Origin of the sequence: Paraburkholderia bryophila (genome assembly GCF_013409255.1) — a bacterium.
In the GTDB taxonomy this organism is placed as follows: Bacteria; Pseudomonadota; Gammaproteobacteria; order Burkholderiales; family Burkholderiaceae; genus Paraburkholderia.
In genome coordinates this window covers 1,867,571-1,892,942 of sequence record NZ_JACCAS010000001.1, presented here as the reverse complement: position 1 = coordinate 1,892,942, position 25,372 = coordinate 1,867,571, and the positions used below count along the sequence as shown (strand labels likewise).

16 protein-coding genes are annotated in these 25,372 nt (G+C 61.8%); 12 read left to right on the top strand and 4 right to left on the bottom strand.

What is annotated here, in order from left to right:
• Position 1: 1 nt before the first annotated feature.
• Positions 2–4,318 (top strand): translocation/assembly module TamB domain-containing protein, encoded by a 4,317-nt coding sequence (locus GGD40_RS08435; protein ID WP_179743344.1) that lies wholly within the window; start codon positions 2–4, stop codon positions 4,316–4,318.
• A 97-nt stretch (positions 4,319–4,415) separates the two neighbouring features.
• Here the strand turns inward: GGD40_RS08435 and GGD40_RS08430 are convergent, their stop codons facing one another.
• The 3 genes from GGD40_RS08430 to GGD40_RS08420 all read right to left on the bottom strand — a co-directional run bounded on the left by GGD40_RS08430 (position 4,416) and on the right by GGD40_RS08420 (position 9,033).
• Positions 4,416–5,693, bottom strand: a complete 1,278-nt coding sequence (locus GGD40_RS08430) for a hypothetical protein (protein ID WP_179743343.1) — start codon at positions 5,691–5,693, stop codon at positions 4,416–4,418.
• Between the two features lie 180 nt (positions 5,694–5,873).
• Positions 5,874–8,009: a methionine--tRNA ligase gene (gene metG / locus GGD40_RS08425; protein WP_179743342.1), complete on the bottom strand. Its 2,136-nt coding sequence runs from the start codon at positions 8,007–8,009 to the stop codon at positions 5,874–5,876.
• Positions 8,010–8,379: 370 nt separating this feature from the next.
• Positions 8,380–9,033: an OmpA family protein gene (locus GGD40_RS08420; RefSeq protein ID WP_179706421.1), complete on the bottom strand. Its 654-nt coding sequence runs from the start codon at positions 9,031–9,033 to the stop codon at positions 8,380–8,382.
• A gap of 342 nt (positions 9,034–9,375) precedes the next feature.
• Here GGD40_RS08420 and apbC point away from each other — a divergent pair, with 342 nt between their 5' ends.
• From apbC to GGD40_RS08395, 5 genes are all read left to right on the top strand, one after another.
• Entirely contained in the window at positions 9,376–10,464 is a 1,089-nt protein-coding gene (gene apbC, locus GGD40_RS08415; protein ID WP_105507524.1) for an iron-sulfur cluster carrier protein ApbC, read from the top strand.
• Between the two features lie 131 nt (positions 10,465–10,595).
• On the top strand, positions 10,596–11,129 hold the full coding sequence (locus GGD40_RS08410; protein ID WP_179706418.1) for a superoxide dismutase family protein: 534 nt from the start codon (positions 10,596–10,598) through the stop codon (positions 11,127–11,129).
• 219 nt (positions 11,130–11,348) lie between these two features.
• Positions 11,349–11,918 (top strand): dCTP deaminase, encoded by a 570-nt coding sequence (gene dcd, locus GGD40_RS08405; protein WP_134960695.1) that lies wholly within the window; start codon positions 11,349–11,351, stop codon positions 11,916–11,918.
• Positions 11,919–12,005: 87 nt separating this feature from the next.
• Positions 12,006–14,291, top strand: a complete 2,286-nt coding sequence (locus GGD40_RS08400; RefSeq protein ID WP_035552457.1) for an arginine/lysine/ornithine decarboxylase — start codon at positions 12,006–12,008, stop codon at positions 14,289–14,291.
• A gap of 2 nt (positions 14,292–14,293) precedes the next feature.
• Positions 14,294–15,097 (top strand): lysozyme inhibitor LprI family protein, encoded by an 804-nt coding sequence (locus tag GGD40_RS08395; protein ID WP_179743341.1) that lies wholly within the window; start codon positions 14,294–14,296, stop codon positions 15,095–15,097.
• Between the two features lie 147 nt (positions 15,098–15,244).
• On the opposite strand, the gene GGD40_RS08390 is transcribed toward GGD40_RS08395, so the two are convergent.
• Positions 15,245–16,171: a bestrophin family protein gene (locus tag GGD40_RS08390; RefSeq protein WP_179706414.1), complete on the bottom strand. Its 927-nt coding sequence runs from the start codon at positions 16,169–16,171 to the stop codon at positions 15,245–15,247.
• Positions 16,172–16,903: 732 nt separating this feature from the next.
• On the opposite strand from GGD40_RS08390, the gene GGD40_RS08385 reads away from it, so the two are divergent.
• From GGD40_RS08385 to glnT, 6 genes are read left to right on the top strand one after another with little or no spacing between them, the layout of a single operon-like run.
• Positions 16,904–18,880, top strand: coding sequence for a carbamoyltransferase C-terminal domain-containing protein (locus tag GGD40_RS08385; protein WP_179743340.1), 1,977 nt, complete (start codon positions 16,904–16,906; stop codon positions 18,878–18,880).
• 47 nt (positions 18,881–18,927) lie between these two features.
• Positions 18,928–19,131: a hypothetical protein gene (locus tag GGD40_RS08380; RefSeq protein ID WP_179706410.1), complete on the top strand. Its 204-nt coding sequence runs from the start codon at positions 18,928–18,930 to the stop codon at positions 19,129–19,131.
• Between the two features lie 15 nt (positions 19,132–19,146).
• Positions 19,147–20,019 (top strand): phytanoyl-CoA dioxygenase family protein, encoded by an 873-nt coding sequence (locus tag GGD40_RS08375; RefSeq protein WP_179706408.1) that lies wholly within the window; start codon positions 19,147–19,149, stop codon positions 20,017–20,019.
• A gap of 23 nt (positions 20,020–20,042) precedes the next feature.
• Positions 20,043–21,296 (top strand): ATP-grasp domain-containing protein, encoded by a 1,254-nt coding sequence (locus GGD40_RS36860; RefSeq protein WP_179743339.1) that lies wholly within the window; start codon positions 20,043–20,045, stop codon positions 21,294–21,296.
• On the top strand, positions 21,296–24,037 hold the full coding sequence (gene gcvPB / locus GGD40_RS36650) for an aminomethyl-transferring glycine dehydrogenase subunit GcvPB (protein ID WP_306456592.1): 2,742 nt from the start codon (positions 21,296–21,298) through the stop codon (positions 24,035–24,037). Before GGD40_RS36860 ends, gcvPB begins: the two co-directional genes overlap by 1 nt.
• Before the next feature lie 39 nt (positions 24,038–24,076).
• Positions 24,077–25,360, top strand: coding sequence for a type III glutamate--ammonia ligase (gene glnT, locus GGD40_RS08355; RefSeq protein WP_179743338.1), 1,284 nt, complete (start codon positions 24,077–24,079; stop codon positions 25,358–25,360).
• The last annotated feature ends 12 nt before the right edge of the window (positions 25,361–25,372 follow it).

The following is a 25,372-nucleotide window of genomic DNA, read 5'->3' as shown; positions in this document are numbered from 1 at the left end:
CATGACAACGGACGTTTCCGCCCAACCACCCGCACAGCCGCCCGGCGCGTATCCACCGGACCCGCCGTCGCCCGATGCGCCGCCGCCGAAGCGCCGGCCCGGCCGTCTGTTGCTGAAAACGCTCGCGTGGACGGTTGGCGTGCTGGTGCTGCTGGTCGCGCTGGCGGCCGGCCTGGTGTATGGCGCGCTGACCACCGAGCGCGGTACCGCCTATGCCTGGCAGGCGGCGGTCAAACTGTTGGGCGGCAAGCTGAGCGGCACGCTCGAAAGCGGCACGCTCGCGAACGGCTTGCAATTGCGCCAGGTGCGTTGGCGCAGCCTCGACGGTAGCGGCACCGATATCCAGATCGATCGTGTGGCGGCCCGCTGGGGGCTGACGCGCGAGCCGTGGCGTTTGACGATCGACTATCTGCATGTCGGCACCGTCGACGCGCGCATCGGCGCTTCGTCGTCGAGCAGCAGCGAGCCGTTGAAGCTGCCGCAAGATTTGCGTTTGCCGATGCAACTCGAGGTCCGCGACGTTCAGCTCGACAAACTGCTGCTGCGCGAGGGCGGGTCGACCACCGAGTTCTCGCGCTTCATGTTTCACGGGCGCAGCGACGGGCGTCATCACGAGGCTGCAATCGAGCGGCTCGATACGCCGTTCGGCGCGGTGACGGCGTCGGCGAAACTGGACGGCGTGCGGCCGTTTCCGTTGACCGGCGACATCGGCTATTCGGGCAAGGTCAACAACGAGGCGGTGCAGGTGGGCGGCCATCTGAGCGGCTCGCTCGAAAATCTCGTCGCTGAGCTCGACGCCAGCGGCATGAAGCTCGCCGGTCACGCGCGCGTCGAGGCCACGCCATTCGGCACCGTGCCGTTGCGGCGCGCCACGCTGACTTTCGATCATGTGAATCCGCAGGCGTTTGCGCCGGGTGCGCCGCTGGCGGATCTGGCCGTGCGGGCGGAGTTGCAGCCGGTGACGCAGAACGGGGCGGGGACGGTTGTGTTGGGGGCCAGCGCGGCCAGTGCAGCGACACCTGCTAGCGTGGCAACACCCGCCGCCACGAACTTCGCCGTCGCGGGCCATGTCTCGATCGTCAACGCCAAGCCCGGCGCGATCGACCAGAACCTGCTGCCAATCATCGACGCCAACGCGGACGTGCGTCTCGACGCCGAGTCGCAGCGCATTTCGAACCTGGCCGTGCGGCTCGTCAAAAGCGCCACGCTTAGCGGCGCCGGCACGCTGACCGGCAAACGCGGGCAGTTCGATCTGCAGGTGGCCGGGCTCGACCTGAACGCGCTCGAAGCCACCGTGCGGCCCACGCAACTTTCCGGGCCTATCGGCATTCGTTTGAACGACGACATACAGAGCGTCACGCTCGATCTCGCCGATCCGAAAGCCGCGTTGCGTGCTCAAGGCAAGATCACGTTCGACCCCGCCAGAACCAGCTTCAACGACGTGCGCATTACGTCGGGCAAAGGCCGCATCGACCTATCCGGCGCGCTCAAGCACGACGCGAATTCCACCTACAACCTGAAAGCGCAGCTCACCGATTTCGATCCGCTGACGCTGACATCGCAGATGCCTTCACGCAAGCCGGTGAGCGGCGCGACGTCGGCTTCCGCTGCCACATCCACAGCCGTTAGTGCCAAAGGCAAGAAGCTCACGCAAGCCGGCAAAGCACAAGCCGAAGCCGCAGCCGCAGCCGAAGTGGGCAGTACGGCCGGCGCGAAAAGCGCCGCGCCCGCCGATCAGGCCGCCGCCGCAGTGAAAAACACCGCCAAGGCGGCGGTGAAAACCGAACTCGCTCAGCGCAAGACAGCGCCACCCAAACACGTCGCAGCGGCACCCCGCAAGAGCAGGATCGAAGCGCGCGTGAACGGCACACTCACCGCAGCCGGTATGCTCGGCCCGGTCTTCACGACCAAGGCCGAATTCAAGCTGGGCCCGAGCGTCTACGACAACCTGCCGCTGACCGGCGGCGGCACCGTCCAGTTGGCCGGCTCGCGGATTCTGCCGAGTCGCGCGAATCTGTCGGTAGCGGGCAACCAGGTGGATCTGCAAGGCAGCTTCGGCGAGCGTGGCGACCGGTTGCGGTTTCGCGTCGACGCGCCGCAACTCGAACGCCTCGGTTTCGGCCTCGCGGGCCTCATCGCGGCCGACGGCGATGTGACCGGCTCATTCGCGCATCCGAATGTCACGCTGAACTACAAGGCCGACAGCGTGGTGTTCAGCAGCAACCGCATCGGTCATGCGGAAGGTCACGCGGAGTTGCGCGACGGCGCGAACGGCGCGCTCGTCTTCACGACCGACGCGCGCGATCTGAGCGCGGGCGGCGTCGACCTGACCACGCTCACCGCGCGGCTGTCCGGCACGCGCGCGAATCACACGCTGGAAGCCGCGGCCACCGGCAAATTGCAGGACCGACCGCTCGATCTGACGCTCGCCGCCAACGGCAAGCTGACCGACGCACGCGACGGCACGCACTGGGACGGCACCGTCACCCGTTTCCAGAATCGCGGCACGCCCGCGTTGAATCTCGAGTCGCCGCTCGCCGTGAGTGCCGGTCCGCAACGCCTCACGCTCGGCGCCACGCGCCTGACGCTCGAAGGCGCCGTCTTGAGCCTGAAAACCTTCGCCTTCGACCACGGCAAGATTCAGTCGGCCGGCACCTTGACCGACATTTCGCTCGCCCGTTTGCAGGACCTGCGGCGTGAGATCACCGGCGAGCCGGCGGCCGTCAAAACCGATCTGATCTTCGACGGCGACTGGGACTTCGCGCTCGGCAGCACGGCGAGCGGTCATATCCAGTTGAAGCGGCGCGGCGGCGACGTCACCGTCGAAATTGGGCGCGGACTCGCATCGCTCGGCATCACGGACATCACCGCGCGCGCCGAATTCAGCGGCGGCAACCGGCTCAACGCCACTGTGCACGCGCAGGCGAGCCGGATCGGCGTGATCGACGCCGACGCGCACACCACGCTGGTGGCGCGCGACGGCTTCCTGACCGTCAACGAAGAGGGCGCACTGAGCGGTAACGTGAATGCGAATGTGCCGTCGCTGAAAACGACTGGCGGGTTATTCGGCCCGAGCTATCTGCTGGACGGCCACCTGGCGCTCAAGCTCGCGCTCGGCGGGACGGTTGCCAAGCCGAACCTGACCGGCTCGCTGCTCGGCGACGGCCTTTCCGCGACGATGGTCGACCAGGGCGTGCAGTTGAAGGACGGCGTGGTGCGCATTGCGTTGTCGCAGAATCTGGTGGACTTCCAGCAGGTCGAGTTTCACGGCGCGAGCGGCACGTTGCGCGCCACCGGCCGCGTGCGTCTGGATGGCGCGGAACCGGACCTGACGGCGAGTATCGTCGCCGACAAGCTCGAACTGTTCGCGGCGCCGGACCGCAATCTGTCGCTGTCGGGCAGTGCGAGCGTCGCGAATGCCGGCGCGCAAGGTGGCCTCGCGATCAACGGCAAGTTCGCGGTCGATCACGCGTTGTTCGACTTGCCGGAGCAGGCCGCGCCGAAGCTCGGCGACGACGTGGTGATCGTGCGCCCGGACGGCACCGTGGCCGGCGAGCGGTCGCCGCCGATCGCGGGCACCAACAAGCCGGTCGGCCCATTCGCGCCGCGCGCCGATATCGACATCAGCCTTGGCAACAACTTCCGTTTCCGCGGACAAGGCGCCGATCTCGGCCTGACCGGCACGATCACCGCGTTGAGCGCGCCGAACCTGCCGCTGCGCGCGGTCGGCAACGTGCGGGTCACGCAGGGGTCGACCTACACCGCATTCGGCCGCAAGCTCAACATCGAGAACGGCTTCTTCACGTTCAACGGTCCGGTGGCTAATCCCGGCATCAACATTCTCGCCATGCGTCGCAATCAGCAGGTCGAGGCGGGCGTTCAGGTGACGGGCACCGTGCAGTTCCCGGTGGCGAAGCTGGTGTCCGAGCCGAACGTGGCGGACAACGAAAAGCTCTCTTGGCTACTGTTCGGTCACGGCACCGATCAGGGCAATAACCTCGGTCAGCAAAGCACCATGACCACGGCGCTTGCGCTGCTCGGCAGCGCAAGCGGCAAGCGGATCGCGCAGACCTTCGGGCTCGACGAGTTTTCGATTGGGCAGAGCGAGGTCGGGTTGACCGATCCGCAGGTGGTGATGGTGTCGAAGGCGATCAGCGAATGGCTCGTGCTGGGCTATGAGCAGGGTCTGCAGTCGGCGAGCAATGCGATCAAGGCGACCGTCAACCTGACACGGTATTGGTCCGTGGCAGCGTATGGCGGCACGTTCTATGGCGCGACGCTGCTTTATACACGGCGCTTCGATCGGATCCAGTGGTAACCGGCTGAGTGGCTGACCACTCAGCCGGCCTGTCGCCCGTCGCCGGGTGGAAGTCGCGGACGTCGAGCTGGGTGTCTTCGGTTTCGGTGCGCAAGTCTCAGCTTGTCGTTGAGTCGTCGATCGAGCCTTGCGATTCGTCACGAGGTCGCGGTACGTAGCCTGATGGACCCGGTCGATCCGGGTCGGCCGACGACGACGGTAGTAGATCGACGGGTGGCGGCGCAACGATACCGCGCGTGAGGTCGTTGAGCGGCAACTGCAGCGCGGGGATGCCATACCCGCCACCCGGCTCGCCGAGGCGCTGCCCCGGGCGCGGGTGCAGAAGGACGTTGCGCATTGCGTAGTAGGTGGTGTTGGCGGATGTATATCCGCCGACGCGCGGATACGCGGCCGGATAGTAATTTTGCAGAGCGTAGGTTAGCTGACTGAAGTTTTCGTACTGAAAAGCGCCATAGCTCGGATCGTAGAGTGCGTAGGTATCGCGGCGGAACTCGGCGGTCGTGTGCATCCGTTGTATTGCCAGTGTGTGGGCAGGCCGCTCTGTTTCCGTGAACACGCCGGCGGGTGCATTGCCAAGGCTGAGCCCGACAAGCACGAACGTTTCAGGGTGGCCGAACGGCTCGCGATGGGGGTTGAAAAGCGTGGCGAAGTGTTGCGTGAGATCGGCGATCAGCTCGTCGCCGCTGCGCAGGCCGGCGGAACCTGGATGCCTGATGTAACCGGGTAAATCGCGGCCCGGACCTGAGAGCCGATTGTCGGCTTGCAAGCGTCGGATGCTGTCGATCACCGCCTGCCGTGCCGCACCACCCTGCTGATAGCGCACGCCGACCCACATAGCGGCGCTGCCCAGACCGCCGCTTTGCTGCGCGGTCGCGGCGACTCGCATGATGTGCAATGTGCAGCCAAGACAGCCGGCGGGTATCGGGACGCCTCCGCCGAGTGCGTGGAGCCGCGGATTCGTCGCCAGATCGGCCTGGTTGAGTCGACTCGATGTGACGCCGGTCGACTGGCTGGACGGCCGGTTCAGCGCGTCGAGCGTCCGGACAGACGAGAGTTGGCCGGGCACGGTGTCCGGCGTCGCGCGGCTGGGACGTAGCTTGATCGTCTGACCGTTGAACTCGACCGAGGTGGCGTTGGTCGGCACGGTCGAGAGGTCGCCGCCCGGCAGAAAATTCAGTAGTCGCGACGCTCGTGTTGCTTGACTCGCCTGGCGGATCGCGGCCGACCGAATCGGCGTGCTCGCGCTGGGGGGCGAGACGGCAGGATTGGCCTGGTTGGGATCGTCACCGTGGCGGCTTGTGCCGGTTGGATTGAATCGGGAATTTGCTCGCATCGACGGCTCCGTGATTAGGCCCACAGGGTGGGGTTCGAGCAATGTGTCATGCCTTACCGGGTGATGTGTATGAACCCGGGTAGTGCGGCGTCGGGTTGTCGGCGCTAACTGCGTGACGCTGGACTCGCGCCCTCTGTGGCTAATGCACGAAAAAAAAGCACACTCGAATGGAGTGTGCTTTTTGCAGATGCGAACGGGCGCTGAAGACGCGCCGCTGTGCCTTTACTTCACGCGCATGCCCGGCTTTGCGCCGCTATGCGGTTCGAGAATGTAGAGACCCGGTTCGGCCTTTTCATCCGTTGCCGATGCGGCGAGCACCATGCCTTCCGACAGGCCGAACTTCATCTTGCGCGGTGCGAGGTTCGCGACCATCACCGTCAGCTTGCCGATCAGTTGCTCCGGCTGATACGCCGACTTGATGCCGGAGAACACGTTGCGGGTCTTCTCTTCGCCGATGTCCAGCGTGAGTTGCAGCAGCTTGTCCGATCCTTCCACCGCCTTGCAGTCGACGATCTTGGCGATGCGCAGATCGATCTTCGCGAAATCGTCGATCGAGATAATGCCCGGCGTTTCGTCCTTATCTGCCGCGGCGGCTTTCGCCGCCTTCGCCTTGGCCTTTGCGTCGGCCGGCGCCGCTGCGTCCGGCGTGGCTTGCAGCGAATCGCGATTGGCGGCCAGCAGCGCTTCGATCTGCTTCGGATCGACACGCGTCATCAGATGCTTGTACGCGTTGATCGGTCGCGCGGAGCTGAGCGGCACGTTCGCGTCGGCCCACACCAGCGGCTCGATGCCGAGGAACGCTTCCACCGCTTCGGCCAGCTTCGGCAACACCGGCTTCAGCGCCAGCGACAACAGACGGAACGCCTCGACGCTCACGCTGCACGTTTCATGCAGCGCTACACCGTTGGCCGGGTCTTTCGCCTGATCCCACGGCTTTGCGGAGTCGACGTACGCGTTGACCGCGTCCGCGAGGTCCATGGTCTGACGCAGCGCGCGGTTGTACTCGCGGGCTTCGTAGTTCGCGGCGATCTGCGGCACGGCGGCGCGCAGCGTGGCCAGCAGCGGATGCTGCATCGCGCTGTCCTGCACGCGGCCGTCGAAACGCTTGATCAGGAAACCGGCGGCGCGGCTCGCGATGTTCACGTACTTGCCGACCAGATCGCTGTTCACACGCGCCTGGAAGTCGTCGAGGTTCAGGTCGAGGTCTTCCATCGTGCTGTTCAGCTTGGCCGCGAAGTAATAGCGCAGCCATTCCGGATTCAGGCCCGTGTCGATCACGCTTTGCGCGGTGATGAAGGTGCCGCGCGACTTCGACATCTTCGCGCCGTCCACGGTCAGGAAGCCGTGCGCGAACACGTTGGTCGGCGTGCGATGACCCGAGAATTCGAGCATGGCCGGCCAGAACAGCGTGTGGAAATACAGAATGTCTTTGCCGATGAAGTGGTACTGCTCGGCCTTCGACCCTTTGTTGACCCACGCGTCGAAATCGAGGCCGCGCTTTTCCGCGAGGTTCTTGAAGCTCGCGTAGTAGCCGACCGGTGCGTCTAGCCACACGTAGAAATACTTGCCCGGTGCGCCCGGAATTTCGAAGCCGAAATACGGCGCGTCGCGCGAGATGTCCCAGTCGGCGAGCTTGGCATCACCGGCGTCGCCGAGCCATTCGCGCATCTTGTTGGTCGCTTCCGGCTGCGCCAGGCCACCCACCCATGCGCGCAGGAAATTCTCGCAGCGCGGATCGGACAGACGGAAAAAGTAGTGCGTCGAGGTCTTGCGGATCGGCGTGGCGCCCGAGACGACCGAGAACGGGTTGATCAGCTCGGTCGGCTGGTACGTGGAACCGCAGACTTCGCAGCTATCGCCGTATTGATCTTTCGCGCCGCACTTCGGGCACTCGCCCTTGATGAAGCGATCCGGCAGGAACATTTCCTTGACCGGGTCGTACGCCTGTTCGATGTCGCGCGCTTCGATCAGGCCCGCTTCCTTGAGCGCCAGGTAGACGTTTTCGCTGAGAACGCGGTTCTCTTCGGTGTCGGTCGAGTAGTAATTGTCGAACGAAATCCCGAAGCTGTCGAAGTCGCGCTTGTGTTCCTGCCAGACGCGATCGATCAGCTGCTTCGGCGTGAGACCTTCCTTTTCCGCGCGCAGCATGACCGGCGTGCCGTGCGTGTCGTCGGCGCCCACGTAATAGACCTCGTGCCCGTGCATTCGCAACGTCCGGACCCAGATGTCCGTCTGGATATATTCAACCAGATGGCCGATATGGATTTGCCCATTCGCATACGGAAGGGCCGACGTGACGAGAACCTGGCGACGGCCTGACGGCGCGCCTGCGGAGAGATCGGTTGCGGGTGCTGACATAGGGATGGTGGGAGCCTGCGGTGGGACGAAAGGTTGATTCTAGCAGGGCAGGCGTTCGACGCGGAGCGGGCCGGGTGCCCGGACGGCCCGCGTGAGGCGGCGCCGGATCGTTGCTGAGTGCGAAGGTGCGTAAACCGAGCGCCCAAAAAAAACCGGGGTTATTAACCCCGGAGCAACAACGACAAGAGGAGAATGGTGACGCGGCGGCGATCGCCAACCGCGTACCGTAAAGACAGACAGCGGATTTTCGGCAGAGTTCGAAATTTTTTCGGTCTGCGCGAGATTTTGATTCTTCCGCTTTTTACGGTTTGTCACGAGCCGGCGTTCAGATCTCGCCGGCCGGCTCCCACCTTCCTCTCAAGTCAGAGGCTTATTGCGTAGTGTGTTGAGCCGTGGCGCGCAGATAGATTTCCACGCGACGGTTCGCCGCACGGCCGGCTTCGGTGTTGTTGTCGGCGATCGGTTGGTTCTGGCCCATGCCTTGTGCCGACAGGCGCTGCGGCGCAACGCCGCGCTGACCCAGATAACCCGTCACGCTTTCAGCGCGATTGACCGACAGCGTCTGGTTATAAGCCGGCTGACCCGTGCTGTCCGTATAGCCGACCACTTGCGCGATCACTTCCGGGTTCTGCTGCAGGGTCTGCGTCAGTTGGTCCAGCACCGGCGCGAACGACGACTTGATCGCGTAGCTGTTGGTGTCGAACGTGACCGAGCTCGGGATGTTCAGCTTGAGCGAGCCGTCCGGCTGTTCGGTGATCTGCGTGCCGGTGCCCTTGGTGGCGCCCGACAGCTTGTTGTGAATGGCTTGCCAGTTGTAACCGGTGATGCCGCCTACCGCCGCGCCGACGCCCGCGCCGATCGCCGCGCCCTTGCCGCCGCCGAAGATCGCGCCGAGTGCCGCGCCGGTGCCGGCGCCTACGCCCGTACCGACTGCGGTGTTAGTGCCCTGTTGGGTGGCGCAGCCTGCCAGTAGCGAGCCGGCAACGGCGAAAACGGCCAGGCGAGTCATGATTTTTGCATTCATTTTCGATTCCTCTTGAGTGAAGCGGGTAAAGCAGCGAGTGGCGGTCAATCTGGGTGCTGACCGTTCCAGTAATTCAGTAAAGCAGACGGATCGAAAGACGGGAAATTTCGGGTCTTTCACCGCCCCGGTCCGATAGTGAAACAGGGTCTTCAGGCAAGGCCCGGCGCGAGCCACTACAATAATGGCAGACGTACACGGCGATGCGGCCCCTAGCGTTCCGCCTGCCGAAGCGTGCCCGGCACGTCTGGTTTTCGCAATGCCGTCTAACAATTTCTTTCAAATTCCGGCGCGTGGCCGAGACTTCGATCCCGCTGCGCCGCAGGTGTTCCCCACGGAGTGTCAATGAGTATCGATCGGGCTATGGTCGACGCTGCCCTCGCAGCCGTCACTGACCCCAACACCGGCCGGCCGTACGCGGCGGCCAAGAACATCAAAAACGTCGCCGTGCAGGATGACACGGTTAGCCTCCAGGTGGTACTCGGCTATCCGGCCAGGCGCCAGTTCGAGGCGATCCGCGCGCAGTTCGGCGCGGCGCTGCAAGCCGTACCGGGTGTGGCGAACGCGCGCGTCGAGGTGAGCCAGGAAGTCGCCGCGCATACCGTGCAGCGCGGCGTGAAACTCTTGCCGAACGTTAAAAACATCGTCGCGGTGGCGTCGGGCAAGGGCGGCGTCGGCAAGAGCACGACCGCGGTGAACCTGGCGCTGGCGCTGGCGAGCGAAGGCGCGTCGGTCGGCATACTCGACGCGGACATCTACGGCCCGTCACTGCCCATGATGCTAGGCATCGAAGGCCGGCCCGAGTCGCCCGACGAGAAGTCGATGAATCCCATGACCGGCCACGGCCTGCAAGCCAATTCGATCGGTTTTCTGATCGAGCAGGACAACCCGATGGTGTGGCGCGGCCCGATGGCCACGTCGGCGCTTGAACAATTGCTGCGGCAGACCAACTGGCACGACCTCGACTACCTGATCGTCGACATGCCGCCTGGCACCGGCGACATTCAACTGACGCTGTCGCAACGCGTGCCCGTGACAGGCGCGGTGATCGTCACGACGCCGCAGGACATTGCGCTGCTCGACGCGAAGAAGGGCCTCAAGATGTTCGAGAAGGTCGGCATTCCGATTCTCGGTATCGTCGAGAACATGGGTATGCATATCTGCTCGAATTGCGGGCACGAAGAGCATATCTTCGGCGCCGGCGGCGGCGAGCGGATGGGCAAGGAATATGGCGTCGAGGTGCTCGGCAGCTTGCCGCTCGACATCGCGATCCGCGAGCAGGCCGACTCGGGTAAGCCGACCGTCGTGGCGGACCCGGACGGGCGTATCGCGGAGATCTACCGGTCGATCGCGCGCAAGGTCGCGGTCCATATCGCCGAGCGCGCGCGCGACATGACGTCGAAGTTCCCCAGCATCGTCGTGCAGAACACCTGAGCGGCCCCTGGCCGAAGGGCCTATGCAGGGCGCAAGGGGTCTATTTGCGTCGGGTCTCGCGGTATCATGTCGGCTTCACAAGTTCGGCTCAGCGGCCGCAGGGGCGGCCGCCTGGCCGGCAAGAGGATCGCATGGGAAAACGAATCGACGGGCACGCGGTACATGCGTTCATCGTCCTGGCTGCCGGCAGCGTGCTGCTGTGCGGCTGCAGCACGTTCCTGAGACCACAGGAAAAGCGCGCCGACGCGCAGTTGCTGCCCACCGTGGGCAACCAGACGCGCGGCCTCGTCACGTTCATCGAGCGGTCGGACGGCGTGCAGGTGACCTACAATCTCGCGGGCTTGCCGCCCAATAGCGACCACGCGTTGCAGGTCCACGAGCGCGGCGACTGCAATGCCGCCGACGGCTCCAGCGCCGGCGAAGTGTTCTCGCCGGCCGCCGAGCGTCTGAGAGCGGGTGCTCGGGTGGAAGGCGACCTCGGCAACATTCATGCGGATGCGAATGGCGTGGCTACCGGTTTCATCGTCGCGCCAGATGTGTCGCTGGACGGCATCCGCTCGGTGTTGCAACGCGCGGTCGTGCTGCATCGCGACCCGAGCGACTCCTACGCATATCCGCCGCATGGCGCGGGTCCTGCGCTTGCCTGCGGGCTGATTCGTCAGTGATTGGCGGGCGCCCCGCCCGAGAGCGCTCCACGGGGCGCGGCCGAACTAGCCCGACTGGTCGACCAGCCGTCTAGAGGTATGCATCGGGTCGATCTCAGGCCCACCCGCGGCAGCATTTTCACGATCGCGTAAAATAAGCGCCTTTCGTCGGCGGATCCCGGTCCCAACCGGGTTGTTATCCGTCACACCTCTGTCATTCACGTCGAGCAGCGTTCACCTATGACCATCAAATCCGACAAGTGGATCCGCCGCATGGCCGCGTCGACCAATATGATCGAGCCGTTCGCGCCCGATCAGGTGCGCGTCTCCGAAGACGGCCGGAAGATCGTCAGCTACGGCACGTCGAGCTACGGCTACGACATTCGCTGCGCCGACGAATTCAAGATCTTCACCAATATCAACTCGACCATCGTCGATCCGAAGAACTTCGACGAGAAGTCGTTCGTCGACTTCAAGGGCGACGTCTGCATCATCCCGCCGAATTCGTTCGCGCTGGCCCGCACGGTCGAGTATTTCCGCATTCCGCGCAGCGTCCTGACCGTGTGTCTGGGCAAGTCCACGTATGCGCGTTGCGGGATCATCGTCAACGTGACGCCGTTCGAGCCGGAATGGGAAGGGCACGTCACGCTGGAATTCTCGAATACGACACCTTTGCCTGCCAAAATCTACGCGAACGAAGGCGTCGCCCAGGTGCTGTTTTTTGAAAGCGACGAGATTTGTGAAACGTCGTACGCGGATCGCGGCGGCAAATATCAAGGTCAGCACGGCGTCACGTTGCCCAAGACCTGACGCCGGCAGCGTATTGACTCACCAGCTACACCGGGTGACCGCTGCTATTTACAGAATGCAGCGGTCGTTCTTTTTGGAGAATCGCCCATGAAGTTTCGTTTTCCCGTCGTCATCATCGACGAAGATTTTCGCTCCGAGAATATCTCGGGTTCCGGCATCCGGGCTTTGGCCGAAGCCATCGAAAAAGAAGGCGCGGAAGTCCTCGGGTTGACGAGCTACGGCGATCTGACGTCGTTCGCGCAGCAGTCGAGCCGCGCGTCGTGCTTCATCCTGTCGATCGACGACGACGAACTGCTGCCGTACGTCGATAACGTGGTGGTGGAAGGCGAGACACCCGAACTGGCCGCGGCGATCGTCGCCTTGCGCGCGTTCGTGACCGAAGTGCGCCGTCGCAACGCGGACATTCCGATCTTTCTGTATGGCGAAACGCGCACGTCGCGCCACTTGCCGAACGATATCCTGCGCGAACTGCACGGCTTCATCCACATGTTCGAGGACACACCGGAGTTCGTCGCGCGCCATATCATCCGCGAAACCAAGGTGTATCTGGACTCGCTCGCGCCGCCGTTCTTCAAGGAACTGGTGCAGTACGCGGACGAAGGTTCGTATTCGTGGCACTGCCCGGGGCACTCGGGCGGCGTGGCATTCCTGAAGAGCCCGCTCGGCCAGATGTTCCACCAGTTCTTCGGCGAGAACATGCTGCGCGCCGACGTGTGTAACGCCGTCGACGAACTCGGCCAGTTGCTCGACCATACCGGTCCGGTGGCCGCCTCCGAGCGCAACGCCGCGCGCATTTTCAGCGCCGACCACGTGTTCTTCGTGACCAACGGCACGTCCACGTCGAACAAGATCGTCTGGCACGGCACGGTCGCGCCGGGTGACATCGTGCTGGTAGACCGCAACTGCCACAAGTCGATCCTGCACGCGATCACGATGACCGGCTCGATTCCGGTGTTCCTGACGCCGACGCGTAATAACTTCGGCATCATCGGTCCGATTCCGCGCAGCGAGTTCGAACCGGAAAACATCCGCCGGAAGATCGAGGCGAACCCGTTCGCCCGTGAAGCGCTGGCGAAAAACCCGGGCCTCAAGCCGCGCATTCTGACCATCACGCAGAGCACTTACGACGGCGTGATCTACAACGTCGAGATGATCAAGGAAATGCTCGGCGACTGGCTCGACACGCTGCACTTCGACGAAGCCTGGCTGCCGCACGCGGAATTCCACGAGTTCTATCAGGACATGCACGCGATCGGCGCGGGTCGTCCGCGGATCGGCGCGCTGGTGTTCGCGACGCACTCCACGCACAAACTGCTGGCCGGCATTTCGCAAGCGTCGCAGATCGTCGTGCAGGATTCGAAGAACAGCCGCTTCGACAAGCATCGCTTCAACGAAGCGTATCTGATGCACACGTCGACCAGCCCGCAGTACGCGATCATCGCCTCGTGCGACGTGGCCGCGGCCATGATGGAAGCGCCGGGCGGTCCCGCGCTGGTGGAAGAATCGATCGCCGAAGCGCTCGATTTCCGCCGCGCGATGATCAAGGTCGACACCGAATACGGCGACGACTGGTTCTTCAAGGTGTGGGGCCCGGAACAGTTTGCCGAAGAAGGTATCGGCTCGCGCGAAGACTGGGTGCTGCGTCCGAACGAAGCGTGGCACGGTTTCGGCCCGTTGGCCGAAGGCTTCAACATGCTCGACCCGATCAAGGCGACCATCGTCACGCCGGGTCTGGACATGGACGGCGGCTTCGGCGAGACCGGCATTCCGGCCGCGATCGTCACGAAGTATCTGGCCGAGCACGGCATCATCGTGGAGAAGACCGGGTTGTATTCGTTCTTCATCATGTTCACGATCGGCATCACCAAGGGCCGCTGGAACTCGATGGTCACCGAACTGCAACAGTTCAAGGACGACTACGACAACAACCAGCCGCTGTGGCGTGTGCTGCCCGAGTTCGTCGCGCATCACCCCATGTACGAGCGCGTCGGTCTGCGCGATCTGTGCCAGCAGATCCATGGCGTCTACCGTGCCAACGACATTGCGCGTCTGACGACCGAGATGTACCTGTCGAGCATGGAACCGGCGATGAAGCCGTCCGACGCGTTCGCCAAGCTCGCGCACCGCGAGATCGACCGGGTACCGATCGACGAGCTCGAAGGCCGCGTCACGTCGATTTTGCTGACGCCGTATCCGCCGGGCATTCCGTTGCTGATTCCGGGCGAGCGCTTCAACAAGACCATCGTCAACTATCTGCGGTTCGCGCGTGAGTTCAACGAGCGCTTTCCGGGGTTCCATACGGATATCCACGGGTTGGTGGGTGAGACGATCAACGGGCGCATCGAGTACTTCGTCGATTGCGTGCGCGGTTGACGATGCGGAAGAAGGTGGCCGGGGCGGGCGGCGCGAGCGGGTTGTTTCGCGGTGCGTGGCGGCGTGCGGTTGCGGCGCTGTCGTTGCTGATTGCGTCGACTTCGGCGCTGACGTCGACGTTGACGTTCGCCCTGGCTGCAGCCACGTTGTTCGTTGCGTTGCTCGGCGTTGCGCCCTCGCCGGCGCATGCCGAAGTCGCCGCCGCCGATCCGATCGATGCGTCGATGCGCGCGTGTCTGGCGCGCAGCGACATGTCGTCGACGACCGGGCAGGTGCAGTGCATGGACAATGCGCGGATCGGCTGGAAGAGCGCCCTCGACAACGCATGGCAGCAGCTTCAGCCGAAGTTGCCGGCCGCGCGTCGCAAGCAGTGGGAAAAGAGCCAGACTAGCTGGCTGGCTTCACGCGATGCCGAGAAGCAACTGCTGGCCGCCGTATTCGCGACGACGCAAGGCTCGATGTACATACTGGCCGAAGCCGATATGCAGTTGCAGCCGGTGCGTGATCGCGCGCAGGCGCTACGCAGCGCGGTGGCTAACGCCGGCAGCGCTCCGCCGGCGCGGTTGCGGGCGTGCCGATCGGACGCGCAATGCGAACACGCTACATTCGATCTGAACCGCTATTACCGGCGTTTGCAGGCCAAGATGCCCGCGCGTTCACGGCCGACGCTGGTTCGCGCACAACGCGCGTGGAATGCGTATCTCGATGCCACCACGCCGTTGCTCGATGAGCGTGGGCGGATCGATATCATCGGGGCGCGGGTGGCGACACTTAAGCGGTTGTCGGAGACGGTGGGGAATAGCTGAGCGTTTGCCGGGTGTTCGCTTGAGCGTTTTGTTGAGCGTGAGCCGGGCGCGCCATGCGGCGCGCAACGCGCCCATTGCGAACTCGCGCTGGACCGCGTATTCACCGACGTGGACCGCGCTTCGTGCTCAGTGCCCCGTGCGAATCGATCAATCTAGCGCGTAGTCTTCGGGTTGCGGCTTGGGCATCGGCAGAGACGCTTCGCCTAGCAGATCGCGTGTGGCGTCTTCGATCGTCGCGGATATCGCGTTGAGTGCGAGGTCGTTGTCGTCGGTGCCGAAGGGTTCTTCGATTTGCGATGCGATGGCTTCGTGCGCCATGAAGGTGTACGCGACGAACACCGCGAACACCGGCGTGAAAATGCCGATGCTGTCCACCAGACCGAACGGCAGCGACGCGCAGAAGAAATAGACCGTGCGGTGAATCATCACCGAATAGGCGAACGGCAGCGGCGTCGAGGCGATGCGCTCGCATCCGCCGATTACATCAGAGAGTCCATTCAGATTTCGATCGAAGGCGATCACGGCCATCGGGTCGATGGCGCCTGCGCGCGCCTGGCGTTGGACCCATTCGCCGAGGTAGAGCATCAGGGTTGCGGGTTTGTAGCGCGACACTATGACGCGGTTGAAGAGGGCTTGTGGCAGGCGTGCTGTGAGGTCTTCGGTTGGGTCGCTCTTGCGGAGTTGGTGACGCAGTGCGTGCGGTAGGGCGCTTAGGGCGGCGAAAAATTCCTGCGTGTCTTCTTTGGGGAGTGGCCGGCTCGGCAGTGTGAGGACCTCGCGGGTTAGCGAGCGCGACTCGTTCAGCAATTGGCCCCAGAGTTTGCGCGCCTCCCACCAGCGGTCGTAGCTGGCGTTGTTCCGGAAGCCAAGGAATACCGCCAGAGCTATGCCTATTAGCGAGAAGGGGGCGGTGGTGTTCAGGTTCAACGACACCGGGAGCAGATGGTCGTGCGCCGCTACCGCGATGATCGAAATGCAGAAGATCAGGAATAAGCGCGGGAGCAGTCGCGGGAGGACCGAGCCTCGCCAGGCTAGCAGCATGCGGAACCAGTGGAGGTGCGGGCGGATGATCATCAGGGGCTCGGGTTTGGGCTGCGGCAATGCGGGAGATTTTATCGCTTCTGGCGCTGGTATCTTCCAAGTACTTGCCCGCCGGGCGCGCCTTGCCCGATGCTGCCGTGCTGAGTTCGTTTCGCCTATAAGAATGCCCAATGAATTTCAATTCTATTCTTTTTGCGTATAAATTGATTAAGCATCTTTGCAAGGCAATTTCATGCTGCGTACATAATCGTTAAATATTGGTAACTTTTAACGTGATTATTCAAATCGCATCGGTTGATTCTAGGGTGGACTGTCGGGGTCCTATTGCGTGGAAAAAGACGTTCATGTATTATTCTGAAAATTGTAAAACGTGAATTTGCCTTGAGTTAATTTTGATTTAGTGGAATCGAATAAGGTTTGGGCGCAATTAAAAGATAAGATTGCAATCGGATATCGTCAGCGCGCAACTATCGATCACGCCTCTCTGTCTTGAAGATGCCCGCAGGAAATGCTAAGGGTGTATTCGTTGTTCGACTTCCGACCAGGCGGGGTGTGGTCGGATTTTCTCATTCTTTGTCCATTCGGGCAGGGATCGACGTTTCAATCGGATATTGATTTTCTAGAATTTTTCAACTAGCTACATCGCTTGCTTTTGATATGCATTGGCGTCTCTTGCTGTTGATCACTCCCATCTTTAATGGGAGTGCCTGCGCTCGCGCATATTAATTTCGGCGAATAATTTAGACTAAAAAATAATCATGTCGCATGACGGCATGTCGAGGAATTAAGATGAATGTTTTGGCATTTCACTTTGGGCACGATTCGGCTGTCACGTTCATCCGGAACGGAGAAATCATAGGGTCGCAGTTATCTGAGCGCGTCAAGAAGAAAAAGCTGTTCATTGGTCTCAGTTCCGAGCTCATTTTGCAGTTCATGCAAAAGCACGGCATTACTCCGGACGACATCGACGCCATCGCACTGACTTCGACCCAGCGAGAAGATGTCTATATCGAAATGGATGGTCTGCTGTCGGTTGAATACCGGCGTCACCCGGCCGACCAGGTGCCGTCGCTGATCGAGGCGCATTTACTGCAGGAAGGCAAGGATCCGGTGGATTTCTTCCTTGGCAATTCGCCCGAGGAGAAGGCGCTCCGCTTACGCCGAATGTTGGTGCCGCACGCGCTCGATCCGCGCTATCGCGACCGCGCGGCTTCCTTTGTCTTCATTCCGTGGATGGACTTCGCGAAAGTCGATCATGCCACCCCCTATGTGCCCCTGCGTGAAATAGCGGAAGCCATAGGCGACTCCGCCAGTTCGTTCGACCAGGCACCTTACGGCTTTCACTTTCCGGCCAGCGCGGTGTTCATGGGCAAATCGCTGCCCTGCTATATCGTCAATCACCACGCGGCCCATGCGGCCACCGCCTATTACTGCTCAGGCTATTCTTCGGCTGCTGTCATCACGGCCGACGGCGGCGCCGGCGGCATGCGCGGCGGCTGGTTCTTCCACGGTCGGGACCATGTCCTGACGCCGATCACGCCGAATCATCTGGAGATCGGCGGCTTTTACTCGCAGACCTCGCGTTCGTTGATCAAGCTTGGCGGTTCCCCAGACGGCAAGATGATGGGGCTTGCGCCTTATGGGAAGCCCTCCCTCTTCAAACCGGAACTGGTCGGCAACGCCGCGGACTTCGATGCGCTGCAAGAACGGGGCGTCCTTCCGGCCGCAGCCGAGAAACGTTACGCATGGCACGAATACCTGCTCCAGCAACTCAAGGAGAACGGCTACGACATGGCGTTGCTGGGGGACCCGGACAAAGTGCTTGAGGGCCCGAATATCGATCTGGCCGCCACGCTGCAGAAGCTGTTCGAAGAGACGATGTTCGCGACCGCGGAAGTGGCGAAAGACATCGTTGCCCGCCTCGACCTGCCGGCGGAGGGATTGTGTCTGGCCGGTGGCTGCATGCTGAACTGCCCGTCGAATACCAGGATCTACGACAGCAAGCTGTTCGACGATCTGTTCGTGCCGCCTTTCACCGACGACAGCGGGTGCGCGATTGGTGCTGGCCTGTGGGCTTACCACAATCTGCTCGGCCAGCCGCTCATCCAACGCTCCGCCGTGCTGCCCGTCAGCCCCTACCTCGGCAATCCCGTCACCGACGAACAGTGCCTGAGCGCGCTGGAACGGGCTGAAGGCATTACGTTCGAGCGTCCGCGGCATCTGGGCGAAGCCGCGGCGAACGACCTGGACAAGAACCGGATTCTCGCGTTCTTCGACGGCAGTAGCGAAGTCGGGCCGCGCGCGCTAGGCCACCGTTCCCTGATGGCCGATCCGCGTCAAGCCGACAATTGGCCGCGTGTCAACAACGTTAAGACGCGCGCCCTGTGGCGCCCGTTTGCACCGGCGATTCTGAAAGAAATGCTGCGCGATTACTTCGACGGTGGTCCGGCCAATTCACCTTACATGCTGTTTAACTTCACAGCGAAAAACAATCTGCTGCCGGCCGTCACTCACGTGGACCAAACATCGCGTGTCCAAACGGTAACGCGGGAAAACGGCCGCTATCACGAAGTGATCAATGCTTTCTACGCGAAGACGCACTGTCCCGTCGTGATGAACACCTCGCTGAACGGACCGGGCGAGCCGATTATCGAAACGCCGGAAGCCGCGATCGAATTCCTGCGCAATACGTCCGACGACGTGGTGCTGTACCTGAACGGCTGGCGCGTGGTCCGCTCCTGAGCCTGCCTTCTCGTCACCAGAAACGACCGTCACGAAAGGAAATGGATATGACCGGTTTGACCGCATTGATGGACGCGCTCGCCGTCGACAAGTCGCTGCAATTCGAGTTGTCGAACGTTGAGCCCGACGCGAACGCTTATCACATGTTCTTCAAGCTCAAGGGATTTGTCTGCACGCCGGCCGAAGTCGAATCGGTTTTCACGGATATGGTGTGGTTCGCCCGTGTTGGCGACGATATCGATCATGCTTGATGAGAGGGGAGAACGATGATTAGCATTACCGATAAGCAGGTCGATGATTACCGCGAAAATGGTTTCATCATCGTTGACAGGATCATTGAGAAAGACGAGGTGAGCCTGCTGCTGGAGCGCTTCGACAAGATCTTCTATGGCGAATACGAAACGGGCCTGGATCCCGACGAGGTCAACTGGAAGCACGGCCGCGACGACGAACAGCTCACTCGCCAGATTTGCAACGGATGGAAGTCCGACCGTTATGTGGCGAGTGTGATTCTTCAACCCGCCATCGGCGAAGCGTGCGCCCGGCTTGGCGGTTGGCCCGGCACCCGTATCACGCAGGACAACCTGCTATGGAAGCCACCGGGCGGCCGCCCGATCGGCTTTCATCAGGACTCGTCTTATGAAGAGTTCATCGTGCCCAACGACTGGGTGAGCTGCTGGATCGCACTGGACGACACGACCGCGGAAGGCGGGACGGTCGAGTATGTGAAAGGCTCGCATCTGTGGCACAAGACGGGCAAGATCCGCCAGTTTCATGGGCCGGACGATCCCCATGAAGATCTGCGCGCAGCCACCAGGAAAATGCAGTTCGACGACTTCGATACGGTGAAGGTCGAAGTGCCTGCCGGCGGTGGCACCTTCCATTCAGGCTGGGTGTGGCATGGGTCGAATGTCAACAGGCGGGACCTGCCGCGGCGCACTGTCGTCGCGCACTGCATGTCCTCGGAATGCGAGTACAACCCGAATCCGAAAGCCGTCAATCGCACATACAGCCGCTATAAGCGCTTCGGCGATCTCACCATGGACGAGACGGATTTCCCCATTTTGTGGCGCGAAGACGGATACGCATCGCCCTTCATTCAACCGTATTCGGCCCGTCAGTTGGGCTGGGCCGAATAAACCTTTTTACGTGGAGTGATCTCGTGCCTAAGTTGCTTGTGGTTGAAGTCGATCCTTCCGGCGAATGCAAGAACACGCAATACCGGTCTTTCATCGAAAAAGGATATGCGCTTTATTTTCTGATCGCCGCAGAGAAGCATGCCCATTTGTACCGGCCCAACGTGAGGGTCGCACCGGGCCGGACGGCACAAGATTTCGTGGACGAAGCCGCAAAATGGCATGAGAGCGAACAGTTCGATGGCGTGGTGACACTCACGGAGTTTTCTGTCATTGCTACGTCGTTGATCGCATCCAGGCTTGGCAAGCCGGGTCTTGGCTATGCCGCCGGGCTGGCTTGCCGCAACAAGTTTTTCATGCGGCAGGCCCACGAGAAAGGCGGCGTCAACCATCCTGCGTTCTCGCTGGCGCATGACGAGCACGCCGCGGCGGATTTTGCCGACCGCATTGGCTATCCGGTCGTTATCAAGCCGACGCTTGGCGGCGGCAGCGAGCATATCTACAAGATTGCCAGCCGCGAGCAGATGTTGGCGGTGTTTCCCAAGGCGTTGGAGGGCATTTCGATCCACTCCTTTTCCGACTCCGAGCCGCAGATCGCAGATAGAGGTCCGAACGGTATCCTGGTCGAAGCCTACCTGAACGGCAATGAGCACAGCCTCGAGGCCTGGGTATGGGACGGCGAGGTCACGATCGGTGCAATCGGCGACCGGCTGTCGCCGGAAGGCAATCTGTTCGACAACGACATTTACACCATGCCGACGCGGCTCGATGCCGGTCAGATCGAAGCGATCCGCGAGTTGGTGGAAAAAGCGGCGAAAGCGCAGGGAATCGTCCGCGGAACGTTGCACCCGGAAATCCGTTACCACAATGGCACGCCCTATCTGGTTGAGATGGGTGCGCGCGCCGGTGGCGGCCCGATCTCGCACATGACTCGCGCGGCATACGGCTATTGCCCGGTGCAGGCGTCGTTCGACATGGCCCTTGGGATCAAGCCGGTGCAACCGGCGCTGCAGCCCACCGGCCAGGTGGTGCTGGCGATCGCCATGATTTGCGACGAAGGCCGCATCCAGCACATCAGCGTGCCACCGGAAGCCGAGCGCTCCCCCGAGCTGATTTACTTCAAGATTTTCCTGTCGCCGGGCGACATCAATCTCCGTCCGCCTCATGGAAACATCCTGCTGGGGCAAATCTGTGCGACCGGGAATACGTTGGAGCAGGCCTATCGGCACGCGGATTCCATTTACAAGCGCGTCGTCGTGACGTTGGCCGCGATCAATTAATGGACGCCATACAGCAAACCATGCATAACCCGTATTCTTGCCACACTCAGGCAGATGTGCAGTCCATGCTCAACTCGATGGGGCTGACGCATATCGAGCAGCTCCTGAGCCCTATGCCGGCGACGATCCGCCTGAAACGGGATCTGAATCTGCCCGCGCCGCTCGACGAAGGCCAATCCGACCGGCTGATCCGCCAGCGCGCGTCGCTCAACCATTCCGTCTTGAGCCGCACCAGCTTTCTTGGCGGTGGGCTGTATGAACATACTATCCCGGCGGTCGTCGACTACCTGAGCGAACGCGGCGAATTTCTGACGAGTTATACCCCCTACCAACCGCGCATGAGTCAGGGATCGTTGGAAGTGCTGTGGGAGTATCAGCAGATGATGCAGTCGCTGCTGGGTATGCCGGTCGTGAACGCGTCCTGCTACGACGGATCGACCGCCATGGCCGATGCATTCAACATGGTGTGCTATCGGGCGGCATCTCAAGACGGCGTGTTCATTCTCGCGGAGACGATCTGGCCGCAGACCCGACAGATTGTCGAAAGCGGTTTCGCCGGCAAGGCGGTTCGGTTCGAATCCACCGGCTATACCCGCAAGGGCCAACTCGATCTGGATGAACTCGAAACGCATTTCGCGGTGAACAAGCCGGCCGCCTTCGGTTTCCAGTCGCCCAATTGCTTTGGCGTTGCCGAGGACATTCCGGCAGTCGTACGGTTATGCCGCCAGTACGATGTCGTGTCGGTTCTTTACTACCATCCTTTCCTGTCCGGGATATTCGTGCCGCCGGGTGAACTCGGCGTCGATATCGTCTGTGGCGAAGGGCAGATGCTGGGAAATCCGCTGAATGCCGGTGGCGCATCACTGGGCTTCCTCGGATGCCAGTCTGCTTTTGCGTTTGCGATACCCGGTCGGATGGTCGGCATCAGGCGGGCTGAAGAAGCGGGCCAGCGCGAGTTTGCGCTCGTCAACGAAGAGCGTGAGCAGCACGTCGCGCGTGATAAAGCGACGAGCAACATCTGCACCAATCAGGCGAACAACGTCATGCGCGCCACCTTCTTCCTCGCCTTGGCGGGAGATCGGGGGCTGGTTACGCTCGCGCGGCGCAATGCGAAGAATGCCCACACCTTGTGTGAGCGGCTGACACGAATCGAAGGCGTACGGCTGCAATTCCCCGGTCCGTTCTTCAATGAATTTCTGCTCTCTCTTCCGGTGCCGGCTGCTGTGCTGCTGGCGGCGCTCCGTGAGCGTGGAATCTACGGCGGCATCGATGCCGCCGCCTGGGGGTATCCGGCTTCGCTGTTGATAGCGGTCACCGAGACCAAAGACGATCAGCAACTTGAAGCCGCGGCACAGGCCTTCGAAGATGCGCTGAGCGTCCTGCGGGAGAAAGCCGCCGGTGTCACGCCGGCGTCGTTCTCGCAGCCCGTCCCCGCGCTACTGGATGCGTTGCTGGCGTCCAACCCGCCCAGGCGCTCCAGTCTGCACTTACCGAAGTTGTCGGAATCCGAAGTGGTGCGCCGCTATACCCGTCTGAGTCAAAAAAACTACAGCATTGACCAGGGCATTTACCCGCTCGGCTCATGCACGATGAAGTACAACCCGAAGCGAAACGACAAGTACGCGGCACTAGACGGGTTTCGCCATGTGCATCCGTTGCAGCCGCTGGACGACATTCAGGGATTGCTGCTGACTCTGCACGAACTGGAGACGTATCTCGTCGAGCTGACCGGCATGGATGCGGTGTCGCTTCATCCCGCGGCCGGCGCGCATGGCGAGTTGACCGGCTTGTTGATGATCAGGAAATATTTCGCTAGCCGTCAGCAACGCCGCGACACCCTGCTGATCGCGGATTCCGCACACGGCACCAATCCGTCGTCCGCCTCCATGGCGGGCTTCCGCTGCGAAATCATCGCGACCACGCCGGACGGCATGTTGGACATCGACGATCTGCAACGCAAGATGAACGATCGGGTCGCCGGGTTGATGATCACCAATCCCTCCACGCTGGGATTGTTTGAAGAGAACATCGTGCAGGTGTCGGAAATCGTTCATGCGCAAGGCGGATTGCTCTACTACGACGGCGCCAACATGAATGCGCTGATGGGGTTGGTGAGACCTGGCGACATGGGGTTCGACGTGGTTCACCTCAACGTCCACAAGACCTTGTCGACACCGCATGGCGGCGGCGGTCCCGGAGCGGGCCCGGTCGCTGTCAAGGCAACGCTGGCGGACTATCTTCCCGTGCCCAGGATCGTCTATGACGAAGTGGGCCGGCGCTGGCGGCTCGACGAAACCGTGGCGTCCAGCGTGGGCAAGATCAAGCAGTTTTACGGCCATGTTTCGGTGCTGATCAGAGCGTGGAGCTACATTCGCACGCTGGGTGCGAAAGGACTGCGCGAAGCCTCGGAGCACGCAATTCTGAATGCCAACTACGTGCAATTTCATCTGGGCAAGCATTTCCCTTCCGTATTCGGCAAGACCTGCATGCATGAATGTCTGCTCACGGCGCGAGACCTGCGTCGGCCGCTGGCGGATCTGGCGCAATCGCTGATCGAAGCGGGCATTCATCCGCCCACGCTGGTAGGAGCGGGCTGCGTATGGTTTCCCGGCGAGTTGTCCGCGGCCATGCTGATCGAACCGACGGAGACCGAAAGCCGCGCTTCTCTCGACCGATTCATCGACGCAATGAATGGCGCTTATGTTGCTTTGTCGAAGACCGAATTCCAGAACGCCGCCTGATGCCCGACCGTTTTCGCTGCAAGATAAATAGGCGTTGATATGTTAAAAAAGCTCTGTGAGCAGCACAGTACGAAATTCCTGCTGGTTTCCTTTACCGATCTCTTCGGCGTCGTGCGATCCAAGCTGGTTCCCGTTTCGGCACTCGAGATACTGACGCGCAACGGTGCATCGTTCGCCGGCTTTGCCGCGCACTTCGATCTCACGCCCGCCCACCCGGACATCGTGGTCCATCCCGATGCCACGACCTTTATCCCATTGCCGTGGAAGCCCGGTGTTGCCTGGATTACCGGCGACCTGACGATGGCCGGCAAGCTTCTGGAACAGTCCCCTCGCAACCGGCTTCGTCTGCAACTGGAGCAGGAGCGACACCACGGACGTGTCCTCAAAACAGGCGTCGAAGCGGAGTTCTTCCTGCTATCGGCCGATGGCGCGCGTATTGGAGACGATCAGGATAGCTACACCAAGCCCTGCTACGATCAGGTCGCGCTAATGCGCAGCTACGACGTGATCGGCGAGATCTGCGAGACGATCGATCAACTCGGCTGGCAACCCTATCAAAACGATCATGAGGACGCCAACGGCCAGTTTGAAATCAACTGGACCTACAGTGATGCGCTCACCACGGCAGACCGACATACTTTTTTCAAATTTGCGGCAAAGAGCATCGCGGAAAAGCACCGAATGAAGGCTTGCTTCATGCCGAAACCGTTTGAAAATTTAACGGGAAGCGGGTGCCACATTCATTGTTCCGTGTGGAGTCCGAGCGGCGATAACCTCTTCGTCGAGCGCGACGAAGAGGCGCTTCTGTCGAACACCGGTTTGCATTTCGCCGCGGGTCTGCTCGAACACGCGCCGGCCATCTGCGCGCTGACCAACCCGTCGGTCAACAGCTATAAACGTCTCAACGCCAACAGCACGGTGTCGGGTGCGACCTGGGTTTCGCAAAAGCTCTCGTGGGCGGGGGACAATCGTACCCACGCGATTCGAGTGCCTGCCCACGACCGGCTCGAATTCCGGATTCCCGATGGCGCGGCCAATCCCTACTTGCTGCAACTCGCAGTACTCGCGGCGGGCATGAGCGGCATTGCGCATCAAACCGATCCGGGTCCGGCGGAAGCCCCTTATTTTTCGACACGTTTCGCGAGCCATGCCTTGCCGACCAGCCTGTTCGATGCCCTGAACCATCTCGCCGGGGACGACATCGTGCGAACTTACCTGGGCGGTGCGCTGACGGACGCTATTGTCAATTTGCGGACCGGGCAATGGCACGACTATATGAAGAGCGTCAGCGAGTGGGAACGGTCGACCACGCTGGACTGCTAGTTCCCACTTATC

Excerpts from the sequence above, each read along its gene's own strand:
- glnT (WP_179743338.1), top strand. The coding sequence starts at position 24,077 with ATGTTAAAAAAGCTCTGTGAGCAGCACAGTACGAAATTCCTGCTGGTT.
- gcvPB (WP_306456592.1), top strand. The coding sequence starts at position 21,296 with ATGGACGCCATACAGCAAACCATGCATAACCCGTATTCTTGCCACACT.
- GGD40_RS08400 (WP_035552457.1), top strand. The coding sequence starts at position 12,006 with ATGAAGTTTCGTTTTCCCGTCGTCATCATCGACGAAGATTTTCGCTCC.
- GGD40_RS08410 (WP_179706418.1), top strand. The coding sequence starts at position 10,596 with ATGGGAAAACGAATCGACGGGCACGCGGTACATGCGTTCATCGTCCTG.
- GGD40_RS08435 (WP_179743344.1), top strand. The coding sequence starts at position 2 with ATGACAACGGACGTTTCCGCCCAACCACCCGCACAGCCGCCCGGCGCG.
- dcd (WP_134960695.1), top strand. The coding sequence starts at position 11,349 with ATGACCATCAAATCCGACAAGTGGATCCGCCGCATGGCCGCGTCGACC.
- GGD40_RS08375 (WP_179706408.1), top strand. The coding sequence starts at position 19,147 with ATGATTAGCATTACCGATAAGCAGGTCGATGATTACCGCGAAAATGGT.
- GGD40_RS08385 (WP_179743340.1), top strand. The coding sequence starts at position 16,904 with ATGACGGCATGTCGAGGAATTAAGATGAATGTTTTGGCATTTCACTTT.
- GGD40_RS08390 (WP_179706414.1), bottom strand. The coding sequence starts at position 16,171 with ATGATCATCCGCCCGCACCTCCACTGGTTCCGCATGCTGCTAGCCTGG.
- GGD40_RS08420 (WP_179706421.1), bottom strand. The coding sequence starts at position 9,033 with ATGAATGCAAAAATCATGACTCGCCTGGCCGTTTTCGCCGTTGCCGGC.
- GGD40_RS08395 (WP_179743341.1), top strand. The coding sequence starts at position 14,294 with ATGCGGAAGAAGGTGGCCGGGGCGGGCGGCGCGAGCGGGTTGTTTCGC.
- metG (WP_179743342.1), bottom strand. The coding sequence starts at position 8,009 with ATGTCAGCACCCGCAACCGATCTCTCCGCAGGCGCGCCGTCAGGCCGT.
- apbC (WP_105507524.1), top strand. The coding sequence starts at position 9,376 with ATGAGTATCGATCGGGCTATGGTCGACGCTGCCCTCGCAGCCGTCACT.
- GGD40_RS08380 (WP_179706410.1), top strand. The coding sequence starts at position 18,928 with ATGACCGGTTTGACCGCATTGATGGACGCGCTCGCCGTCGACAAGTCG.